Source organism: Methanospirillum stamsii (assembly GCF_003173335.1).
In the GTDB taxonomy this organism is placed as follows: Archaea; Halobacteriota; Methanomicrobia; order Methanomicrobiales; family Methanospirillaceae; genus Methanospirillum; species Methanospirillum stamsii.
This window is the reverse complement of record NZ_QGMZ01000018.1, coordinates 98,745-117,595: the sequence shown is the minus strand read 5'-3', so window position 1 is coordinate 117,595 and position 18,851 is coordinate 98,745. Positions and strand designations below refer to the sequence as shown.

Below are 18,851 nucleotides of genomic sequence, written 5' to 3'. Positions count from 1 at the left end.
ATGCCCACAATCCATATTGATGGAAATTTAATAGAAGTTCAGCAAGGTGTTACTGTTGATGATGTTCTGCCTGGTCGCGACCCGGACCTTTGCATCGGAATCATCCGTCCGATAACCGTCAGCAGGTCAGAAACCAAAGAATTCCTGATAAAAACAACCGCAGGTGAGATGGTGGTTGAAACGATGCCTGAAACAGGAGCCGGGGAGATATTATCTAATCTTTCCGGGATAAAATCCGGATGGCTGGACCTCCAGGTTGCAAGTTTTGGCCCGTTTTCATCTTCTTTTACGCCATCCCGAAAGCCTTCACGGTATGACCGCGGAGACCTTGCACTTGGGTGTGGTGGATATGATCCGGCACGGTCATTTCTGGTGTTTTGTAAAAAGACCCATGCTGCCGACCATGGAGGGCCGACAGAGAAAGGAGTCATTGCAAAAGTCATTTCCGGCATGGGAGTGATGGACCGTCTTTCTCCGTCTGACACCATCATATCAGTCGAGCCGGTTATTTCCTTTGCAGAGTCATCAGATGCCCGGACCATAACCGATGGTTCAATTGTGGTTGAAGAGGGAATGGAGTTAATAACTCATATCAGTGTCCGGGCTGAAGGGGTAAATCCTGTTGGGTATGACCCGGGAGCTGCGGTGAGTGTTGACCGGATGCTTCTTGCACTGCGGGACTCAGTCTTTACCGTTGACGGGAAACTTAGCAACCATATCAGATGTGACCTCCTTGCCGGGACCGATGTTCCCTGTGAAAAATGTTCGGGTAGACGGGAAGGAACAGTCCTCATGCGGACATCAGGAAAAAAGCGGGGTTCAATTTATATTTTTACCCAGGATCTTCCAAGAAGTCTTGCACATACCGTTGTTGGTAATGTGGTCCATGGGATAGAACTCTGTAAGATTGCAAAACAGGGAGACAGGCTTCAAATAAAAATTGAACCGGGGATGTTTGACCTGGTCGGAATGTCCCTGGCCCAGGCGAGGAAAGTAGCAGAAGAGCAGCATATTGCCCTTATCGCAGATACTGAAGGAGATGATCGGATAGTTATCTGTCAAAATCCGGTTACTACTCTTGAGGTACTTTCACACCGAACTGTTTCAGTCATTACCATCCCTGATAAGCAGGTAATTTCCATTACCCTGGATGATAAGAGAGCTCCACTCACCTGTAAAATATTCAGGGAAGTTACTGGCCTTAAATATCATGTTATCGGAAGACTTCCCATGCTCTTCTCTTTTGATGAAGTGACACTATTCAAATCAAAAATCCCCAAAACCACGAATGTTATCCCTGAAAACACACCCGAATCAAAAGTTGATGCCGGAGTGCTTGCAATGACGAATGATTCCTGTAAGGGAGTTGGCATTGTCGGCGTAAGGTCAGTTGATTCGTCTGAGTTCGGACCTACATCAGAACCATTTTCAGGAACAAATATGATAGGGACCGTAATTGATATGGAAAAGATTGCAGGGCTTGAAGAAGGAGAAACGGCATTTTTCAGAGAGGTCCGGCAATGAACTGGGTCATACCTCCACTCTATGCCGGGACCATTACAAAGTATGTCTTTGTTGAATCCTACAAGGCCACCCCTGACGATATTGCTGCCCGGGCATATGAGGTGTCAGGAGAAGTCATGATAAAGGAGACCTGTTTTGGCCTTCAGATAACCGGGAAGGAAGAAGAGGTAGAGCGGGTGATTGCCCATATCAGGGAGTTTGATCCTGCCCATATATACGTAAAAGATAGGGGTTTTCCTCCGGGTGATCCCCGCCGATGCAGGGCAAATCTTGGTGGAGCACGACCGGGATATTTTGGACATGAGTATGAGATGGGTTTTATCCGGAGAATTGCAGTCGGACTTGAACGACTTGAGGAATCTGTACCAGTGGCAGGAGATGAGAGAAAGAAAGTACCGGAGGGACTGCCGGTGAAACGTCTGATGGAATTGATTGAACAGGAGGCATAAATGGCAAAAGTCTTTATTTATCCTGCAACAAGTCTCATCCTTTCAGACCTTGTCGCAAGGTTCGGTCATAAACCACTCGGGACCGCTCTTTCAATACGGGAGCGGATTCAGACTGCAGGTCTTGACTCTCCACCCCTTCAGATGACTCCTGATGATGCGAAAAAGGGTCTGAAATGGGCAGCCGTTGAAGTTCCTTCAGGGGTCAGGGGAAGAATGTCTCTCTTCGGTCCTCTCATTGACCAGGCTGAGGCTGCTATCATCGTAAACAATCCCGATTTTGCCTTCGGGTGTATGGGATGTGCACGAACCGATGAACTGGTGGAGTTCCTGGTAAAACAAAAGAATATCCCAATCCTTGAACTGAGTTATCCGGCTGATGAAGATGAAGGGATAATCTTTGTCAGAAAAGTTAGAGACTTCCTTACCAGTCTTGGGGGGAACTCATGAAAGAGGCGACGGTCAGGATTGCCCAGCTCTCCTGTGGTCCGGAATATTCCGGAGTTCAGAAGGAGATCTATACTGCAGCAGAAGCGGTCGGCGCCGAGGTCTTCTTTCCGGATCTCTCCCTTGCTGATATCCGCAGAAACTTCAGGGACTTTGGTCTTGACGTAAAATCCGGCGACCTCAAACTTGCCATAGCAAGAGCTGTTGCACTGGTGGAGGGAGCAGCAGAAGCAGATGCTGTTTTTATCGCCTCGTGTTTCAGGTGTGCTGAAGCAGCGATTGTCAGAAATGAACTCCGGCGGTACATCCATGAGCATTCAAAACTACCGGTTGTCAGTTATTCTTTTACCGAACGAACCACCTCCGGAACCCTTCTGACCAGGATGGAGGCACTGACTACGATTGCCCGCCGGCGTGCTCTTCTTGCCCGTGAACGTCAGACCGGCCTTACTATGGGGGTTGATTCAGGTTCATCCACGACAAAAGCGGTCATTATGCAGGACAATGAGATCATCGGAACCGGGTGGCGCCCGACTACCGAGGTCCTTAACAGTTCGGATGAGGTCATTGCCCTTGCCCTTGAAGAGGCCGGAGTAAAAAGGGATGATCTTGATGCCATCGGTACCACTGGGTACGGACGGTTTTTAATTGGTGAGCGAATCGGTGCGGATCTCATCCAGGAGGAACTTACGGTAAACAGTAAGGGAGCTGTTTTCCTGGCAGATTGTCAACACGGGCCTTCCACGGTTATTGATATTGGTGGTATGGATAACAAGGCGATATCTGTCCTTGACGGAATTCCGGGAACGTTTACCATGGGCGGTATCTGTGCCGGTGCCTCGGGGCGTTTTCTGGAGATGACTGCCAAACGTCTGGGTGTTGATATCACCGAACTTGGTCCCCTCGCAATGAAAGGGATGGGAGAGGGAGTTCCAATGAACAGTTATTGTATTGTTTTTGGGACGCAGAGCCTGGTTAACGCCCTTGCGGAAGGTCATTCAAAGGAGGACGTTGCAGCAGCTGCTTGTCACTCCGTGGCGGAACAGGTCTTTGAACAGCAGCTCCAGGAGATAGACATTAAAGAGCCGGTTGTGATGGTCGGTGGGACTTCCCTTATCCAGGGTCTTGTCCGGGCAATGGGAAACCTGCTTCAGACTGAAATTGTCGTCCCTCATCATTCCCAGTATATCGGGTCAGTCGGAGCTGCACTCCTGTCTTCAGGATTCGTGGAGAAGAACTGATTATAATGTCAACGCTGGAGTATTTTGAGGTTGATTCAACCGAACCTGTCGGGGCAAAACTCTACCGGCGGATTGCATCAACGGTCATTACTGATCATAATCTCCTAAAGGTTCTAGATAAGATCCGGATCTTTATTGATCCCGGAGTTCCGATTTTTGTGGCCGTGGGTATTACCCGGACCGTCCCCCGGACCATTACCGTTTCAGATCTTGCCGGAGTTACCTTTGACGAGAATAAGATCACCCTCTCTATTGCAGATGAAACCTATCTTGCAGATCTTCTTCAGATTTTATGGAGAAAATATGGGAAGGACCGGATCAGTCAGCCGGACAGGTTTACCATTGAGATAATTTTAGACGAGAATGAGTCTTCAGGGGATATTGAAAGCCTTGCAGTCGCCGACCCGACAGAAGGACTCTTTAAAGACCTCATATATTCCATGCAGGTCATCTGTCCGGAGGGTTTCAGGGTGAAAAAACAAAACTTCCATGAAGGAAGATTCTGGTTTGTTGCCAGTGAAAATACCCTTCCTGAAGATGTAATGCCACTCGTAAATGAACAGTTCAGAATTATGGAGGCTGCGTCATGATCCTGGTCCCGATAACGTATAAAGGAGGGGTTTTCAGGCATGATGAGATCCTGGACCTTATCGAGGATATGGGCGGGTACATCATACAAAAACATATGATCGCCCAGGAGGTGGTTCTCCAGGCTCTTGTCCCGAAAGAGGACATTGACATACTAAAAACGGTATCCCGCCCTCTTGCCGGTGAGGTGATACCCGCACCACTGGTCGGAACTGAAATCGCTGTGGTTTCCATGTCTCTTGAGATTCACCATCTCCCCCATGCCTCCTGTGATGTTGCAGAGTACCTCCGGACAGCAGGGGCAAAGACAAACATGATTGGTCTTGCAAGAGGATTTGGCAAAAGGATAGGCCTTCTATCCGATGAAGAACGTGATATCATCAACGAACACGATCTTGCCATCTATCTCTTTGGAAACTTTGAGACCTGCATACAACAGAAGATGCCTACATTCAGACGAGGTATAAAAATACCCCTGGTTGTTTGCGGCGGACCATCAAAAGAGACCCTGATGAAGGTAATTGATCCTCCGGTTGCTGGTTATATCGGAGGGATGGGCAGATTTATGCACCGGACCAAGGAACCGGATGAACTGGCCCGGCTTGATGAAATTGTCGCAGAAGTTACCCGGGTTGTTGATCAGCGACGGACAAGTATTGCAAAAGATCCACTTTCCATTGCTCCGGCACGACTGATGGACGTCATCCTAGAATCTGTCCCGGATATCCATGAGGTCACATCACCGGTACCTGTGGTGGTACAGATGGATGGTATCAGGGTAAAGCTCCCGTATGATCCCTATGCAGGCAGAATAAAAGAAGTGGAAATTGAATCAGGGATCAAAATCGCGGATATCTGTGACCTCCGGCCTTCAAGAATGCGGGATTACATCCTTATGAAGGTTAAACCGTTCTCTGAGACCGGGATGCTGGTCTGATAACTCCTCTTTTTTCATCATCCATAAGAAGCGTCCCCCGTGTTTTCAAGTCAGGAAAACCTGGCAGAAATAAGATTTGCAACTGGTTGCAACCGGTTTTAAAACCATAATTGTGGAGATCTATCTTTTTTTGGGTGAGATATCAGGATTGTTGAAGAGATATCTCCTGCAGGTGTTTCAGCCAGTAGATGCCAATGATAATTGGCGGATTTATAAATCTCCTGGATAATATGAGAGATAGTTTGAGAGAACCCATTTTAATCGATTTGAATCAGTATGAACGAATTCAGGGTAATTTCGTATTCAATCCTTATCTGCAGTTTCATCCAACACTGTGATGTCACAGGATAACCTGTGAATGATCTTTACGAAATCCGGGAATTCCGGAGAAGTATAGAGCACCATTTGACTAGGCCCTCATAACAGACAAGGAACATATCATGCAACTAACCATGTCCTCCTACCATCATGCAGAATATTTTCCCAAGTCTTATCCCTCCCTTCAATCTTACTCATCACTCACCAGTCAGATTACCAGAAGTAAATTTCCCAATACTCCGGATCGACCCCAGGTAACCGGATATCAGAACCCTCACTATTCTGATGAAAAATATAACACCAGTCTGTGTATCATGTCATATGAAAAACCTGAATCTGAAAAACCCGAACACAAAAGTACAATAGATGACCTGGTCCGGTCTGATGACCTGTTTCTTGACCAACTCGAAACAATGCATTATCTCAGTTTTTCAGATTGGTAAATCACCCTCTTCTTTCCTTTTCCTCCTCATTACTTTCTTAAAACCTAACACTGTTTTCCAAAGACCGGAGAACACCAAATTCAACTAAAGGAACAGGTAATTTAAAAAACATAAATATCGGGATATTTTCCCAGATTCCGGACAACCAAAGAAGAAAAAATAATTATTATTCCATCGTATCCTTTCAAAATGAATAACTCTGCTGTTCTTACATACGTGTGCATTGCCGGAATCTGTATTATGGCAGGGGTTCTGATTGGTTCTCTTTTTTCTCTATCGGTACCGGTATCAGATGAAAACCAGGACAAACCAGATGAAACAGTTCCTGGCATTCCGGCTGTGTCAATGGTAAGTCCGGGTATTCTGGCCCTGTCCGTTGATGATTCTTTTATCATCTCTGATGATGATGGCCAGTCAATCTACAAAATTAACCAAAATGGCACCGTGGAATGGGTAATTGATGAAAAAGCAGCAGAGCCATATGGATTCTGGCAGATTTCCGGGATAGGATCTGACAGGTCAGGTACCATTTACCTCTCAGATAAAGTGACCAGTCGTATATACAGATTTAATAAGGATGGTACGTATCTGGGAACCTGGGGCGATGCCGGGAAAGAACAGGGAGAATTTAAAAACCCCGGCAGCATTACCATCCTGACAACCCAAAAGGAGAAGGATGACCGGATTCTTATATGTGATTCAGGCAACAACCGGATTCAGGTCTTTAATCTCACCGGCGGATATGTAGGTGGGTTTACTATTCCGGAGACAGTAAAGTCAGTTATTGAAACAAAGCCCCCCGCCCCTCAACAGACCTCAGCAGTTGTAACATCATCCTATGTCCAGCCGGAGATCGGAGCAAACCCACGTTTTGTAGAACGTACATTTACCGTTTTGTCATCAAACACGGAAATTCCGGTATCGTTGCAGGTCGACAGATCGGTATATCTTGGTGCACAGAAAATCAGCATGGATACGAAGGATATTGCAACGAAAAATCCTGAAGAATGGGGGCCGGTGATTGCACAGGAATTATCAGACCCGACCACAGAGGAAACAATTCGGGATATACTGGATACCCTTCTTTATGAAGGAAATTCCAGGAGCTTTAACGAACGTGAGATGGTGGAATTTATTGCTCATTTCGTTCAGCAGATTCCCCTTACTGATGAATCGGATAACCGGTACCCGGTTGAAATTATCCACGATAAAAAGGGAAACTCATTTGACAAGGCATTATTACTCTATAGTCTCCTTAAAGGCCATGGTTATGATGTTGTATTTCTTGCTTATCCGGGATTTGCACATGCCGGAGTGGGAATACGACTAAAAGAGCATGTTCAGAGCGATACTTTCCGTATATATCCTGATGGAAACGGGGATGAATATGTGTACATCAATCCGGATGGCCCTTCATTCTTCGGAGGTCTTGCGACAACATACAAATCCTCTGATCCCTTCGTTCTCCATCTCTCAAAACCGGAAAGTAATTCAAAGACATATAATGGCTATAATTATTCTCTTTATGTCGTTGAAAGCATCATCAAACTCTATGAAAAGTACCAGTTCCTCGTAAATAAAGAGAAGGAAGTGAAGGGAGATGATGCAAAAAAGGTGAGAAACAATTACCAGAAGATAAAAAATGTTCTGGATTACATCGAGAAAAATCCAATGAATACTGAAGGGGCCTATATGCGGATAAAAAATTCCAAGGTTAACGATATTATCGTCTAATTTTAATTTTCCCTCTCATTAATTTATATAAAATACGGAATACTTTGTTGATCCTTTTGGATGAGTGATTCCAAAAGATTATGAGCGTTCATCGCCCATGCTCAATAATAGGGGTTGATGTGAAGTATGAAATGGCATATAGTACTTGCAAGTCTGATGCTGTTTTCTGCGTTTTTCTGTTGTATAGCAGGAGCAGATGAAACGGTATATTCAGCACCCGGAATCGGGTTTATTGAAGTTCGTTCAGATATTGATGGCGCACGGGTATATTTTGATACTCTGTATATGGGATATGTATGGAATGGGTCCCTGGTTGTGCCGATAGACACTACGGTAAACCCGGTATGGAATAATGTCCGGATGGAATATAGCAATTGTACCTCTTTTGCCGGTCCTTTTGTGCAGACCGAACCGGGAAAGACCATTGCATATAAAATTGATTTAACCAATAAATCATATGACAATACCGGAATTGTAACATTTTACAGTGAACCTGCCGGGGCAGAATTTTTATTGAATGATAAAAGTATGGGTATTACCCCAGACTCCGGAACTCTTGTGTATTACACTGTTCCCCGTGGTTTATACACCGTTACAGCGCGCAGACCAGGAAATACGACAATAACCGACCAGCTCTATGTCGATGATAATGCAGTTACAGACTACCGGGTAGCGATGACAGTGTCTTCATACGGCAGTCTCCGGTTAAATTCAGCCCCGGAGGGCGGAATGATCTTTCTTGACAACTCCCTGAAGGGATTGACGCCTCTTGAACTATCAGATATTTCAATAGGTGAACACTCAGTAGAAATTCGAAAGGACGGGTATCAGAACTGGGCTGCAAATGTAACCGTTACAGGAGGAAGTCTTGGCTCTGTTGAAGCGGTCCTTGTGACAGAACCGGAGCCTGCTGCAATCCCTCAAAGTGAACCAGCATCACAGCAGCCTTTGGAAACGCCAGTGGTGCAGCAATGACAGTTCCTCTCACAACGAAATTTGGAGTTGGATTTGTTTCACTCATTTTTTTTTCCTTACTTGTAGCTCCGGTCCTTGGTATTGTCTCACCTGATCTCAGCGGACAGGTATACCAGGCAACCGGATCTCTCCATGTGGACGGGAATCCGGTTGGCATGGAGATTACGATTGATGGAAGAGTGGCAGGTCAGGTGGGTGAGTCAGGTGTTCTGGTAATTGATTCAGTCCCGGTTGGAGAACATACCCTGACAGCATCACATCCGGATTATTTCACAAAGGAATTGGTTGTCAATGTTCCGGACGGACTGCCTGCAGAAGTCAGGGTTACCCTCGAAAAAGAGTCACAAGGAACTCTTATAATTGAATCAACACCTCCGAATGTCCAGGTATATGTTGATGACCTGTATAAAGGAGTAACTCCGGTAACATTGGAAGCAGAGATTGGCTCTCATGATGTCCTGTTAAGGCTTGCCGGATATAAGGACTGGAGAACAGAGGTAACTGTATCAGCAGAAACGCCGGCACAGGTGAGTGGATCACTGGAGCCTGTCGCAGCTTCTCCTGTGCCAACTCCAAAAGCTGGCTCTGGGCTATTCAGTTCCCTTTTGATAACCGGGATATGTTGCATCATTGCATGTTACATGCAGCAGGGCAGAGGCAGATGAATAATGAGTTCTGAATTCAGGAGTGATAAGAGATGAAATGTATTTGTCAGAACCCGGGTTTCAAAATCCTAATCATTTTAACAGGAATTTTCCTTTCAGGGGCCATTATGTTCCCGGTGTCAGGAGAAACGCAGGCAGAAGTTGCAAATTATGAAATTCGATCTAATGTGGAGAATGCTTCGGTTTATTTTGATGATGTGTTTGCCGGTTCGATTGAGAAAGGCAGTCTGATGGTTCCGGCAGAAACAAGCAACAAACCGGTTTATCATCTTCTCAGGATTGAAGCGCCCGGATATTCAACCTATAATGAGACCATATTGCAGGCACCAAAACCTGGAAAAAGTAATGTATACAGGGGAATTCTTACCCTTCTTCCTCCACAAAGTATCGGGACTGTATCACTTGCAATCAGTCCCCCCGGTGGACAGGTGTTTGTTGAAGGGACATTTGCCGGCACTGTGGATCAATCAGGTATCTTCACATTACGAGACATTCCAGCAGGATACCAGATCGTGCAGGTTTCTCTGCCCGGATATAAGGACTGGGTAGACCGGGTTTTTGTTGAAGCAAATATGAACACCAAGGTGAGGGTTTCCCTGACTCCGGTTACAACCGGCCCTATGCAGGTAACTTCACAGCCGTCCGGAGCAAATGTCCAGATGAATGGTGCTCCTGTCGGGATAACTCCGGTCACCATCCCGGATCTTCCGGCAGGTAAGGTGCAGGTAACAATTTCCCTTCCCGGTTACCAGGACTTCAGCGCTGAAACGTCAATCATTGCAGGAGAAAACGTCTCGGTATCAGGAACCCTGACTGCCCTGGTGACAAGCACTCCGGAGCCAATACCGCAGACTCCTGAAAGTACTCCACAGCCTGAACCTACCCAGGCATCTGCTGGTTTACTGAGTATCGGAGCAGCCTTATCTGCTCTTGTTCTGTTTCAAAAAAAGAGATGAGATTCAGCCTCGAGGGCCGAATACTTTCTCACTAATTTTATACTGCTCACCATTCTTATAGAAGACAACAACCTGAACCTTGTCATTTCCGTTAGTTCCCTGTATTTCTGCTTCGCCTCCGATGTTATTACTCAGTTCCTCGGTCACTTCACTGCCATCAGAAAGAAGAGCATGAACCTCAATCATCTTAACCAGGGTCTGTCCATGACCGCCTCTGAATGTTGCGGTGATAACACGGTAAACCGGATCTTTGTCAACATCAACAGATACCAGGAGGTTTTTTGGTGGCTGAGTAACCGGTCCGTCATATTTTCCTCCTTCTTGAGATTCCGGCACCGGGGCAGGTGTCGGAGTCTCTGTCATTTCAGGAGCTCTTATCTGACCCACAATCTGATCGAAGATGAGATATGATTCTCCGTTTTTATAATTCACCGCCACCTGGACCCGGTCATTTCCTTTGGTTCCGGAAAATACTGCTTCACTTCCCCGTTTTACATCCAGTGGCTGTTCAGAAACCATGCCATCAGAAGTAGTTACCCTGACGGTGATATCCCTGACAAGCTGCTGTCCTTTGCCACCATCAAATACCACCGTAATCTGGTTATAAACCGGATCCTTTTGTGCAGATACCGAAATAGTCAGATCATCCGGAGGCAGGACGACAGAACCGTCAAAATTAGACGGTCCAATATCTGGTTCCTGAACCTGCACCGGTTCATGTGTGCTTTCCAGTGTCGGTGGAAGGTTTGTAGGCATGGTTGTTGTAACAGGCGCAACAGCTGTATCTTCAGGTGATGTACTGGTGCATCCGGCCAGCAGGAGAAATCCTGTGACAACCAGTGCCAGAAGAATGACACTTCTCTTTCCATCCATAATACTAAGGATCCACTTTATCCAATGAAAGGATTATCCTGCCGGAAGTCATGAACCGGTAAGTTTGACCATCGTGCACGCGAAATATTGTGTAGGATTGCTCTATGGGAAAACCAAGGAATGGATTTGAAAATATTGTCAGGGAGGTAATAGAGCGTGGAACTGCTGATACTGCAAAAGACTGGGTTGAAGCAATACGCAAGGATTATGGTAGAGCTCCACTGATTTTTGAACGGATGGCCGAACGACCGGAAGTCCTGGTCTCGCATCTTTTGTATAAAAATTCAGTTCTGAAAACCGGAACACTTGAACCGAAAATTGTAGAACTGATAAGTCTTGCAGTATCTGCTGCACTTCAGTGTAATCACTGCACTGATTACCATGTTCAGGCTGCACTCAAAAAAGGTGCAAATCCGGATGAAATACTTGAGGCCATCCTCATCGCAGGTCTTACATCCCAGTCGACTGTTCTTGCAGATGCATATCGGACATACTCGGACACCATAGAAGAATGTATCAGTTGCGGGATGAAAATTCCTGAACCGACCAGAAGAGACGATGAGGATTTTTCATGATTTTTCATGTTTTTTCCGGATTCTGGAACCAATCAGACAGTCAGCACTCTGACCGATAAGATCCTCTCTTCCTGCAACCTGTAGTCCTTCTTTTACATAAGAGTAGTTGTCCGGCTCTTTCCAGCGAAGCATCGCCCGTTGGATCTTTTTTTCATCATCTTTTGGAACATGAACAGGTTTTCCCGAGCGTGGGTCAAGTCCGGTTGCATACATGCAGGTTGACGTCGTCAGGGGTGTCGGGGTAAAATCCTGGACTTGTTCCGGGTATAATCTGGTGTCACGCAGATACTCAGCCAGTGAAATCATATCGCTAATCGTGCATCCGGGATGACCGGATATCAGGTAGGGCACCAGATACTGCCGTCGCGTTTTCCCTTTCTGCGATCTTTCAAATAACTCTCTGAATTTTTCAAAGACCTCACCATCAGGTTTATTCATGTACCCAGTAACAGAAGGGACAATATGCTCCGGGGCAACTTTCATGTGCCCGGAAATATGGGAGGATATCCGTGCCATGACATCCAAATCAAGCGGGATGAGATCATACCGGATCCCTGATCCGATGAATACATGTTTTACTCGTGAAATCGCTTCTGCTTCGTCAAGGAGATCAAGATACGAGGAGATGCTATGTATCAGCGCCTTACAGGTAATACAATCATTATCCCTGCAGATTCCCTTCGTCTCCCAGGACTTACAAAAATCACCGTACATGTTGGCACTGGGCCCGCCTACATCGCTGATTGTTCCGGAAAAACCTTTGACCTGTGTAAGGGATCTGATCTCTTCCAGTATTGATTCCTTACTCCTGCTCTGAATGATTTTTCCCTGGTGCATCGAGATTGCACAAAAATGACAGTCACCATAGCAACCCCGGTGAGAGGTAACAGAAAACCGGACCGGCGATAGAGCCGGGACCGGGAGAGTATATGAAGGATGCTCACGGCGTCTGAAAGGAAGACCGTATATCCGGTCCATTTCCTGAGTAGTAAGTGGCCTTGCCGGAGGATTTTGAATGATGATAGTCTTTGGATGCCTCTGGATGAGCGTTTTTCCGGACACCGGATCCTGGTTTTCAGAGATGATATTGTGGCCTTTGCAAAAATCCTCTTTATTATCCCGGACAGATAGAAAAGGAGGAATTTCAATCGAACCCGGAATGGAGATCTCCCTGAACTCTTTTGGAGAAATTTTCCACACAGTTCCCGGAATATCACGAATTTCGTGAATATTTATCCCGTCATCGAGTTTTGCAGCAATGGCACATAATGCAAGATCGCCCATCCCGTAGACCAGAATATCTGCCGGTGCATCCGCCAGGATTGACTGCCGAATCCGGTCAGACCAGTAATCATAATGGGCAAACCTGCGAAGTGATGCCTCAATCCCCCCGATTACAATAGGAATATCAGGGAATAACCGGTGCACGAGGTCTGTGTATACCAGGACCGCCCGGTCAGGTCTTGCACCTTTTCCACCGGGCGAGTATGCATCTTCAGATCTCCGTTTTCGGGCAGGAGTGTAATTACTCACCATGGAGTCTACGCTTCCGCCGGATATGGCATAAAAAAGGCGGGGAGGGCCCATACTAATGAGGGATTCCGGGTTTTTAAGAGAAGGCTGGGGAATTATTGCAACCGTGAAACCTGCATCATAGAGCACTCTTCCAAGAAGTGCGGCGGCAAATGAGGGATGATCAACATAGGCATCTCCTGAAACAATGATGATATCAGGTTTTTCTATGTGTAAGGCCGCAAGTTCGGTCCTGCTTATGGGTAAAAATGGTGGTTGCCGGGTTTTTTCCATGGACGTATTATAGTATTATACCGTGATAGTTCCGACAATCCGGAGTTTTTCACTCTCCAGATAATGGAGAATGATAGAGGAACCTGGGAGGTAAATCAGTTCACGCTCAAATTCCAATGTCAGTTCAGGTTTTCGAAAATCCCCGTTATCACTGACAGCAGTCACCCTGCAAGGGATAAACTGCATCCAGTGACCAGCATAGAGAACCATTTGATTTTTCAGGGGTTCAGGCCAGTACTTGATTATATCTGCTTTGCCGGAGACTTTCAGCGAGGATATTATTCGGGGATCTGATGACAACACATATCCGCGGTCAAGATCATCTGACTCAATCCCTTTGAGTGCAAGTCCCACCCGGTCACCTGCCTTTGCTTCTTCAGCATCATCATCATGCATCTGAATGGAACGGATTTGGATCTGCTTTCCAAGAGGATGAACCGTAACCTGGTCATGGCGGTGGATAGTCCCCTCCTGCACGCATCCGAGAATTACCGTTCCGATTCCCTTTACGTTGAAATGATGATCAATAGGAACGATGCCCTTTCCCTCTGTCTTCTTTGGCTTTTGTCCGGCTACCCGTGCCCAGAGCCATTCGCGCAGCTGTACCGGATCATCAGAGAGGACCTCGTACTGCTCAAGTACAGTTCCCCTGATAAGGGGAGCAATCTGTCCTTTATCAATATAATTCCGGAGAATCAGGATACCTTCAGATATTTTTGCAGCATTCAGCATGAGAATGGTCTCACCCAGTTTCGCGCTCAGTTCATCAATGACAAGGATTGCAAGATCTGCAAGAGAAGTGGCATAATAAAGGGAGGAGAGTTTTTCAGGATATCGGGATGGCTCAATAACCGTGAGTGTACTATCCCCTTTTTTCAGATTATAAAAAGAAATATCTGTAGAGGTGCCTTTTTTTCCCAGTTCCTTTACCAGGTCCTCAGGTCCGAGAAAGGCAATATTTAGATTTGGCATCACTATCTAAGAGTTGTTTGTGAATTTGATAGTTTCAGACCCATGATTCCATATGGTTAATATGCATCTGATTACAGTGATAATGATATGAAGGTACTCATCGCGATTCCTCCTGAAAAATTCAGAGATGAGGAGCTCCTGATACCGGTTAAAAAATTTCAGGAGGCCGGGGTGACGTATGAACTTGCATCGACGCACACAGGGGTTGTCATGGGGGTTTTAGGGAAAAAAGCAAAAGTAAACCGGACTTTTGAGGATGTTCTGCTTTCCGGCGTGAGTGATTATTATGCGCTCATGATTGTAGGGGGGCCGGGAACCCAGGTACATCTCTGGAATAATCGTCATCTCATTGAACTCATCCAGATCTTCAATGCAAAAGAAAAAGTGGTTGCCGGTATCGACAATGCTCCGATTGTAATTGCAAAAGCAGGAATTCTGAAAAAGAAAATCGCAACCGTTGCGCCCGGTCAGACAGTTAGGGAAATGATGAAGGAAGATGCGATTATTCAGAACAAGCCGGTTGTATACAAAGATAAAATCGTTACAGCATCCGGATTTGAAGCGGCTGAAGAGTTTGCAGCAGTTCTCATCAAGTACGAAAAAAGCGATCCTGAATTTGTTCCAACCAGTAGCAAAGCAGGATTTGCATTTTAATCTGTTTTTTTGATCAGGTTACATCGGAATAACACCATGATCCCCGCACGGTATGTTGAAGATTATTCCCACGAAATAATGCAATAATTCATGAAAACAGATGTGGGAAGAAAAACAGGGAAGAACAGATGCAGGGGCTGTTTTTTCCAGATCATCCTCTTTTTTTCGCTGGTTATGGCCTTTTCCGTGTCAGGTGTGGTAGGGGAGAAGGTAGATACCCGACTGTCTGTTTCAGTACTTCCTGATGCCCCTCCGGAGGGGGTTTCATTTACCGTCACAGGAACACTGACTGATATCAATAATATTCCTTTAGGAAATAAACGTGTCAGCCTTGAGTCATCACCCGATGGGAACCCCGGCTTTCCTTTTGAAAGGGTAGCAACAGTCCCGACAGACCAGTCAGGCAGATATGAATTTTTCAGGGGGAATCATACTCCGGCAGAATATATCCGGGTAGAATATCAGGGGAATGCTAACTATAACGGATCGGTTAGCGAGGTTATTCCGGTCCATAACGCAGGTGTATCTGAATCAAATACAAATCCCTCCCGGACTACCGGAGGCCTGATGCTTACTGGTGACCCGGACAAGGCGCTTGTTATGCTTGATGGGGAGCTCATCGGAGTTACTCCCTTTGTAATGAACGGAATTGAAACCGGACCTCACATTCTTGAAATAGGAAAACCCGGCTATCAGAACCAGACAATGGAAGTGTTCATTGCACCAATGCAGCAGACATCATTTAGCTTCTCTCTTCCCCCTGCAGGTATTCATCTGGCAAATGCAGGAATTCAGAGTGCAACCGGCCTTAATGTCTATAGTAATACCAGTTTTGGGGATGATGAGTTCACACCTCTCGGAGATCCGGTTTATTCCTTAAGCAGGGCAGGTGTTTCAGTGGATATTTATGGGAATGAAACGACGGGGAATGAGACAGGATCTCATCAGATTACGACGCTGTATGATGAACATCCGTTTGGGGACGGATTTTCCCTTTCGGTGATTATTACCGACAGAGACACGCCATACCGGTGAAAAAATGCAGAGATTTACAGTTAATGCTGGAGGACACATATGCAGGTCTCGATGAAACTTGAGATCCGGGATACTCCCGGACAGCTGGTAGCAGCACTGATGCCCATCTCCGATGTAGGAGGTAATATCAAGACCGTCATCCATGAACATGATTTTTCATCTGACAAGGGATCGCTCGGGGTGGAAGTTGTCATTGAAATTCCCAAGGAACGGCTATCTGCCCTTTTAAACCTCTTCAAGGAGAGAGGTATCACCGTTATCAGGTTTGGCGAGGAACGGATGCATTACCAGCAGTCGGTCATCCTCATAGGCCATCTTATCCATACAAACCTTGGAGATACGGTGGACCGGATTGACAAAACCGGTTTTGCAGAGGTTACAAAAATGAGCCTTGCAATGCCTGCAATACAGGAACGAAGTTCTGCAAAATGTACCATAAAGGCGTTAAGCAGGGAGCATATGGACAAGGCCATTGAGATACTTCGGGATGTATCAAAGCAAAAAGAGATCCTGATGATAGAACCGCTGGAGTTCTGACATGGTTTTTCGTATTGCACTTATCGGGACCGGCGCAGTAGGAAGAGGCATTCTGGAAGCAATGTCCAGGAAAGAACTTGGACTGGTTCTGACCGGTGTTGCAGATTCCAGGTCAGGAATGATCTCCCCTGAAGGAATTTCCCCATCCTCTCTTCTTGAACGGAAGAAAAAAACAGGATTATGCGGAGAAACTGGTATATCTGCAGATGATGTGGTGAAAAAAGCACCATATGATGTTCTGGTTGAAGTGTCTCCGACCGATGCTTCAACCGGGGAACCTGCAACCGGATATATCCGGACAGCTCTGTCACGTAAATGCCACGTGGTTACTTCAAACAAGGGCCCTGTTGCCCTGCATTACCATGAACTGAAACAGGAGGCAGATAAAGCAGGGGTATTATTCAGGTTTGAAGCAACCGTAGCCGGAGCAATTCCGATTCTTCACACCCTTCACGAATCACTTGGCGGTAATGAAGTCCGTGCTCTCTACGGGGTGCTGAACGGGACCTGCAACTATATCCTGACACGGATGGCCGAAGAAGGGCTTTCATATAAACAGGCACTGGATGAAGCACGGGCTCTCGGGTATGCCGAAGCAGATCCCACATATGATGTGAAGGGAATTGATGCAGCAATAAAACTGGTCATCCTTGCAAATACGGTATGGAACCGTCGTATTTCTCTCGATGACATTGACATTACCGGTATTGACCTTCTTACTGAAGAAGCCATCAGGCTCGCAGAAGAACAGGATGCCACAATACGACTGATTGGTGAGATTATTCCGGAAAAAAACCTCTTCAGGCTCTCACCCAGGATTATTCCCCGGCATCATCCACTGGTTGTTCATGGATCACTCAATGCCATCATTCTCCGGACAGATTTAGCAGGAGACCTGGTCTTTTCAGGAAAAGGTGCAGGTTCCCTTGAAACTGCAAGTGCTGTTCTGGGAGATATCCTTTCAATTCGGGACAGGTATGCAGGGGGTAATTGAGCGCCGGCGTTCCTATCTGCAGCTAATGCGTAAACTTACCCTCCGAAAGGGCTCGTTTACTGTAGAGGAACTTGCACAGGTAGCCGGAATACCCCGGAGTACAGCCCGTGACTGGATCTCCCGGCTGGCGGATGAAGGGTGCCTTACGGTGATGAAACACCCGCATGGAAGGGCACCAAGCAGGTATGCAGCAGTTAGTGCAATCCCCCGGACAGCCTGTAGGAAGATTTTCACTGCGGTAGACGGGGACATGGTAGAGATAGTGCATGAATGTCTGTCCAGTGCCTGTGCGGCATTTTGCGGACGTCACCATGCTAAATCCCACCCATCGATACGGGTCATCCGTGAAGGGACTATTTTGCGTGAATTTATCCGGATGGGTACATTTGATAATACCGTCGGGCTCTGGCCTGAACCTGCAGTGGCGATTACCGGAGTCTGGCGTGAGGGGGATGAAATTGTCCAGAGAATCAGATCTCTCGGGGGTCCGGCACACTCTCTCACCGGTATGATGGGAAGAGCAGAAGGGGTGCTAAAAGTAGATACCGTCCGCCATGAGCATTCAACAGAGGGATGTATCAGGACACAGGCCCTTGAACACATCATCATCGGAATTGACAATACTGACAGTCTTGAAGAAGGGGCAACATTTGCTCTTGCGATATCTCTTCTTGATTATCTCTCCGAACTACACGGAACATTCCCGATAGGTCATCATATTGCCATGCTATGGCAGGATCTTCCGGAAAAAACCGCAGGGAATTCCTGCAGTGCCATTGAACTTGCCGTTGTGCCGGATAGGGTTGAACTTATCAGAAAGGCTGCGGTCAGATTTATCAGTGATGAAAGCATTTCGGATTGTTGGGGAATTGCCATCCACAAAGGATTTATTATTCCTGATTCCCTACACGGGTTTGGAATCAAGGCCAGAACAGCCCAGGTGAGTTGTGATGAAGCGCGCGCCTGCGCCAGGGACTGTGGCATTTATACTGCCGGAGGAACTGGAATAATTGGTTCTCTTGCTGCAATCGGTCTTGCTCATGAACCTGCAGACCAGATGATAACTCCTGCATTCTGATCAGGTTTTCCGGTAATGACTGGATTTGTCAGAGAAGTTTTTCCCCCTCATTC

20 protein-coding genes are annotated in these 18,851 nt (G+C 46.5%); 17 read left to right on the top strand and 3 right to left on the bottom strand.

The window, feature by feature from the left end; genetic code table 11:
- The 11 genes from mmp3 (at nt 1) to DLD82_RS09505 (ending at nt 10,274) form a co-directional block, all read left to right on the top strand.
- Nucleotides 1-1,524 carry a methyl-coenzyme M reductase-associated protein Mmp3 gene (gene mmp3, locus DLD82_RS09555; RefSeq protein ID WP_109940895.1) on the top strand — a complete coding sequence of 508 codons (1,524 nt, stop codon included), beginning with the start codon at nt 1-3 and terminating at the stop codon, nt 1,522-1,524.
- A complete protein-coding gene (locus DLD82_RS09550; RefSeq protein ID WP_109940894.1) occupies nt 1,521-1,973 on the top strand; it encodes a methanogenesis marker 6 protein in 453 nt (150 codons plus the stop codon). The genes mmp3 and DLD82_RS09550 overlap by 4 nt, the downstream gene beginning before the upstream one ends.
- Nucleotides 1,974-2,420 carry a methanogenesis marker 5 protein gene (locus tag DLD82_RS09545; RefSeq protein ID WP_109940893.1) on the top strand — a complete coding sequence of 149 codons (447 nt, stop codon included), beginning with the start codon at nt 1,974-1,976 and terminating at the stop codon, nt 2,418-2,420.
- Nucleotides 2,417-3,658 carry a methanogenesis marker 15 protein gene (locus DLD82_RS09540; RefSeq protein WP_109940892.1) on the top strand — a complete coding sequence of 414 codons (1,242 nt, stop codon included), beginning with the start codon at nt 2,417-2,419 and terminating at the stop codon, nt 3,656-3,658. The genes DLD82_RS09545 and DLD82_RS09540 overlap by 4 nt, the downstream gene beginning before the upstream one ends.
- Before the next feature lie 5 nt (nt 3,659-3,663).
- On the top strand, nt 3,664-4,248 hold the full coding sequence (locus DLD82_RS09535; RefSeq protein ID WP_109940891.1) for a methanogenesis marker 17 protein: 585 nt from the start codon (nt 3,664-3,666) through the stop codon (nt 4,246-4,248).
- Nucleotides 4,245-5,183, top strand: a complete 939-nt coding sequence (locus DLD82_RS09530; RefSeq protein ID WP_109940890.1) for a methanogenesis marker 7 protein — start codon at nt 4,245-4,247, stop codon at nt 5,181-5,183. Before DLD82_RS09535 ends, DLD82_RS09530 begins: the two co-directional genes overlap by 4 nt.
- Before the next feature lie 440 nt (nt 5,184-5,623).
- Nucleotides 5,624-5,944, top strand: a complete 321-nt coding sequence (locus DLD82_RS09525; RefSeq protein WP_146199749.1) for a hypothetical protein — start codon at nt 5,624-5,626, stop codon at nt 5,942-5,944.
- A 189-nt stretch (nt 5,945-6,133) separates the two neighbouring features.
- Entirely contained in the window at nt 6,134-7,678 is a 1,545-nt protein-coding gene (locus DLD82_RS09520; protein ID WP_181391358.1) for a 6-bladed beta-propeller, read from the top strand.
- Between the two features lie 126 nt (nt 7,679-7,804).
- Nucleotides 7,805-8,653, top strand: a complete 849-nt coding sequence (locus DLD82_RS09515) for a PEGA domain-containing protein (protein ID WP_109940887.1) — start codon at nt 7,805-7,807, stop codon at nt 8,651-8,653.
- Nucleotides 8,650-9,318 carry a PEGA domain-containing protein gene (locus DLD82_RS09510; RefSeq protein WP_109940886.1) on the top strand — a complete coding sequence of 223 codons (669 nt, stop codon included), beginning with the start codon at nt 8,650-8,652 and terminating at the stop codon, nt 9,316-9,318. The genes DLD82_RS09515 and DLD82_RS09510 overlap by 4 nt, the downstream gene beginning before the upstream one ends.
- A gap of 107 nt (nt 9,319-9,425) precedes the next feature.
- Complete coding sequence (locus DLD82_RS09505) at nt 9,426-10,274, top strand: PEGA domain-containing protein (protein ID WP_181391357.1); 849 nt, start codon at nt 9,426-9,428, stop codon at nt 10,272-10,274.
- A gap of 3 nt (nt 10,275-10,277) precedes the next feature.
- Here the strand turns inward: DLD82_RS09505 and DLD82_RS09500 are convergent, their stop codons facing one another.
- Nucleotides 10,278-11,147 carry a hypothetical protein gene (locus DLD82_RS09500; protein WP_109940884.1) on the bottom strand — a complete coding sequence of 290 codons (870 nt, stop codon included), beginning with the start codon at nt 11,145-11,147 and terminating at the stop codon, nt 10,278-10,280.
- Between the two features lie 104 nt (nt 11,148-11,251).
- On the opposite strand from DLD82_RS09500, the gene DLD82_RS09495 reads away from it, so the two are divergent.
- Nucleotides 11,252-11,722, top strand: a complete 471-nt coding sequence (locus DLD82_RS09495; protein ID WP_109940883.1) for a carboxymuconolactone decarboxylase family protein — start codon at nt 11,252-11,254, stop codon at nt 11,720-11,722.
- Here DLD82_RS09495 and DLD82_RS09490 read toward each other — a convergent pair.
- Together DLD82_RS09490 and DLD82_RS09485 are read right to left on the bottom strand one after the other, a co-directional pair.
- A complete protein-coding gene (locus DLD82_RS09490) occupies nt 11,717-13,528 on the bottom strand; it encodes a YgiQ family radical SAM protein (protein WP_109940882.1) in 1,812 nt (603 codons plus the stop codon). The genes DLD82_RS09495 and DLD82_RS09490 overlap by 6 nt on opposite strands.
- Before the next feature lie 15 nt (nt 13,529-13,543).
- Entirely contained in the window at nt 13,544-14,500 is a 957-nt protein-coding gene (locus DLD82_RS09485) for an EF-Tu/IF-2/RF-3 family GTPase (protein ID WP_109940881.1), read from the bottom strand.
- A gap of 87 nt (nt 14,501-14,587) precedes the next feature.
- Between DLD82_RS09485 and DLD82_RS09480 the strand changes: the two genes are divergently transcribed.
- The 5 genes from DLD82_RS09480 (at nt 14,588) to DLD82_RS09460 (ending at nt 18,798) form a co-directional block, all read left to right on the top strand.
- Nucleotides 14,588-15,154 (top strand): DJ-1/PfpI family protein, encoded by a 567-nt coding sequence (locus tag DLD82_RS09480; protein ID WP_109940880.1) that lies wholly within the window; start codon nt 14,588-14,590, stop codon nt 15,152-15,154.
- Between the two features lie 90 nt (nt 15,155-15,244).
- A complete protein-coding gene (locus DLD82_RS09475; protein WP_109940879.1) occupies nt 15,245-16,189 on the top strand; it encodes a PEGA domain-containing protein in 945 nt (314 codons plus the stop codon).
- A gap of 39 nt (nt 16,190-16,228) precedes the next feature.
- On the top strand, nt 16,229-16,726 hold the full coding sequence (locus DLD82_RS09470; RefSeq protein ID WP_245920412.1) for an ACT domain-containing protein: 498 nt from the start codon (nt 16,229-16,231) through the stop codon (nt 16,724-16,726).
- 1 nt (nt 16,727) lies between these two features.
- Nucleotides 16,728-17,720 carry a homoserine dehydrogenase gene (locus tag DLD82_RS09465; protein ID WP_109940878.1) on the top strand — a complete coding sequence of 331 codons (993 nt, stop codon included), beginning with the start codon at nt 16,728-16,730 and terminating at the stop codon, nt 17,718-17,720.
- A complete protein-coding gene (locus tag DLD82_RS09460) occupies nt 17,653-18,798 on the top strand; it encodes a sugar-specific transcriptional regulator TrmB (RefSeq protein WP_245920411.1) in 1,146 nt (381 codons plus the stop codon). The genes DLD82_RS09465 and DLD82_RS09460 overlap by 68 nt, the downstream gene beginning before the upstream one ends.
- The last annotated feature ends 53 nt before the right edge of the window (nt 18,799-18,851 follow it).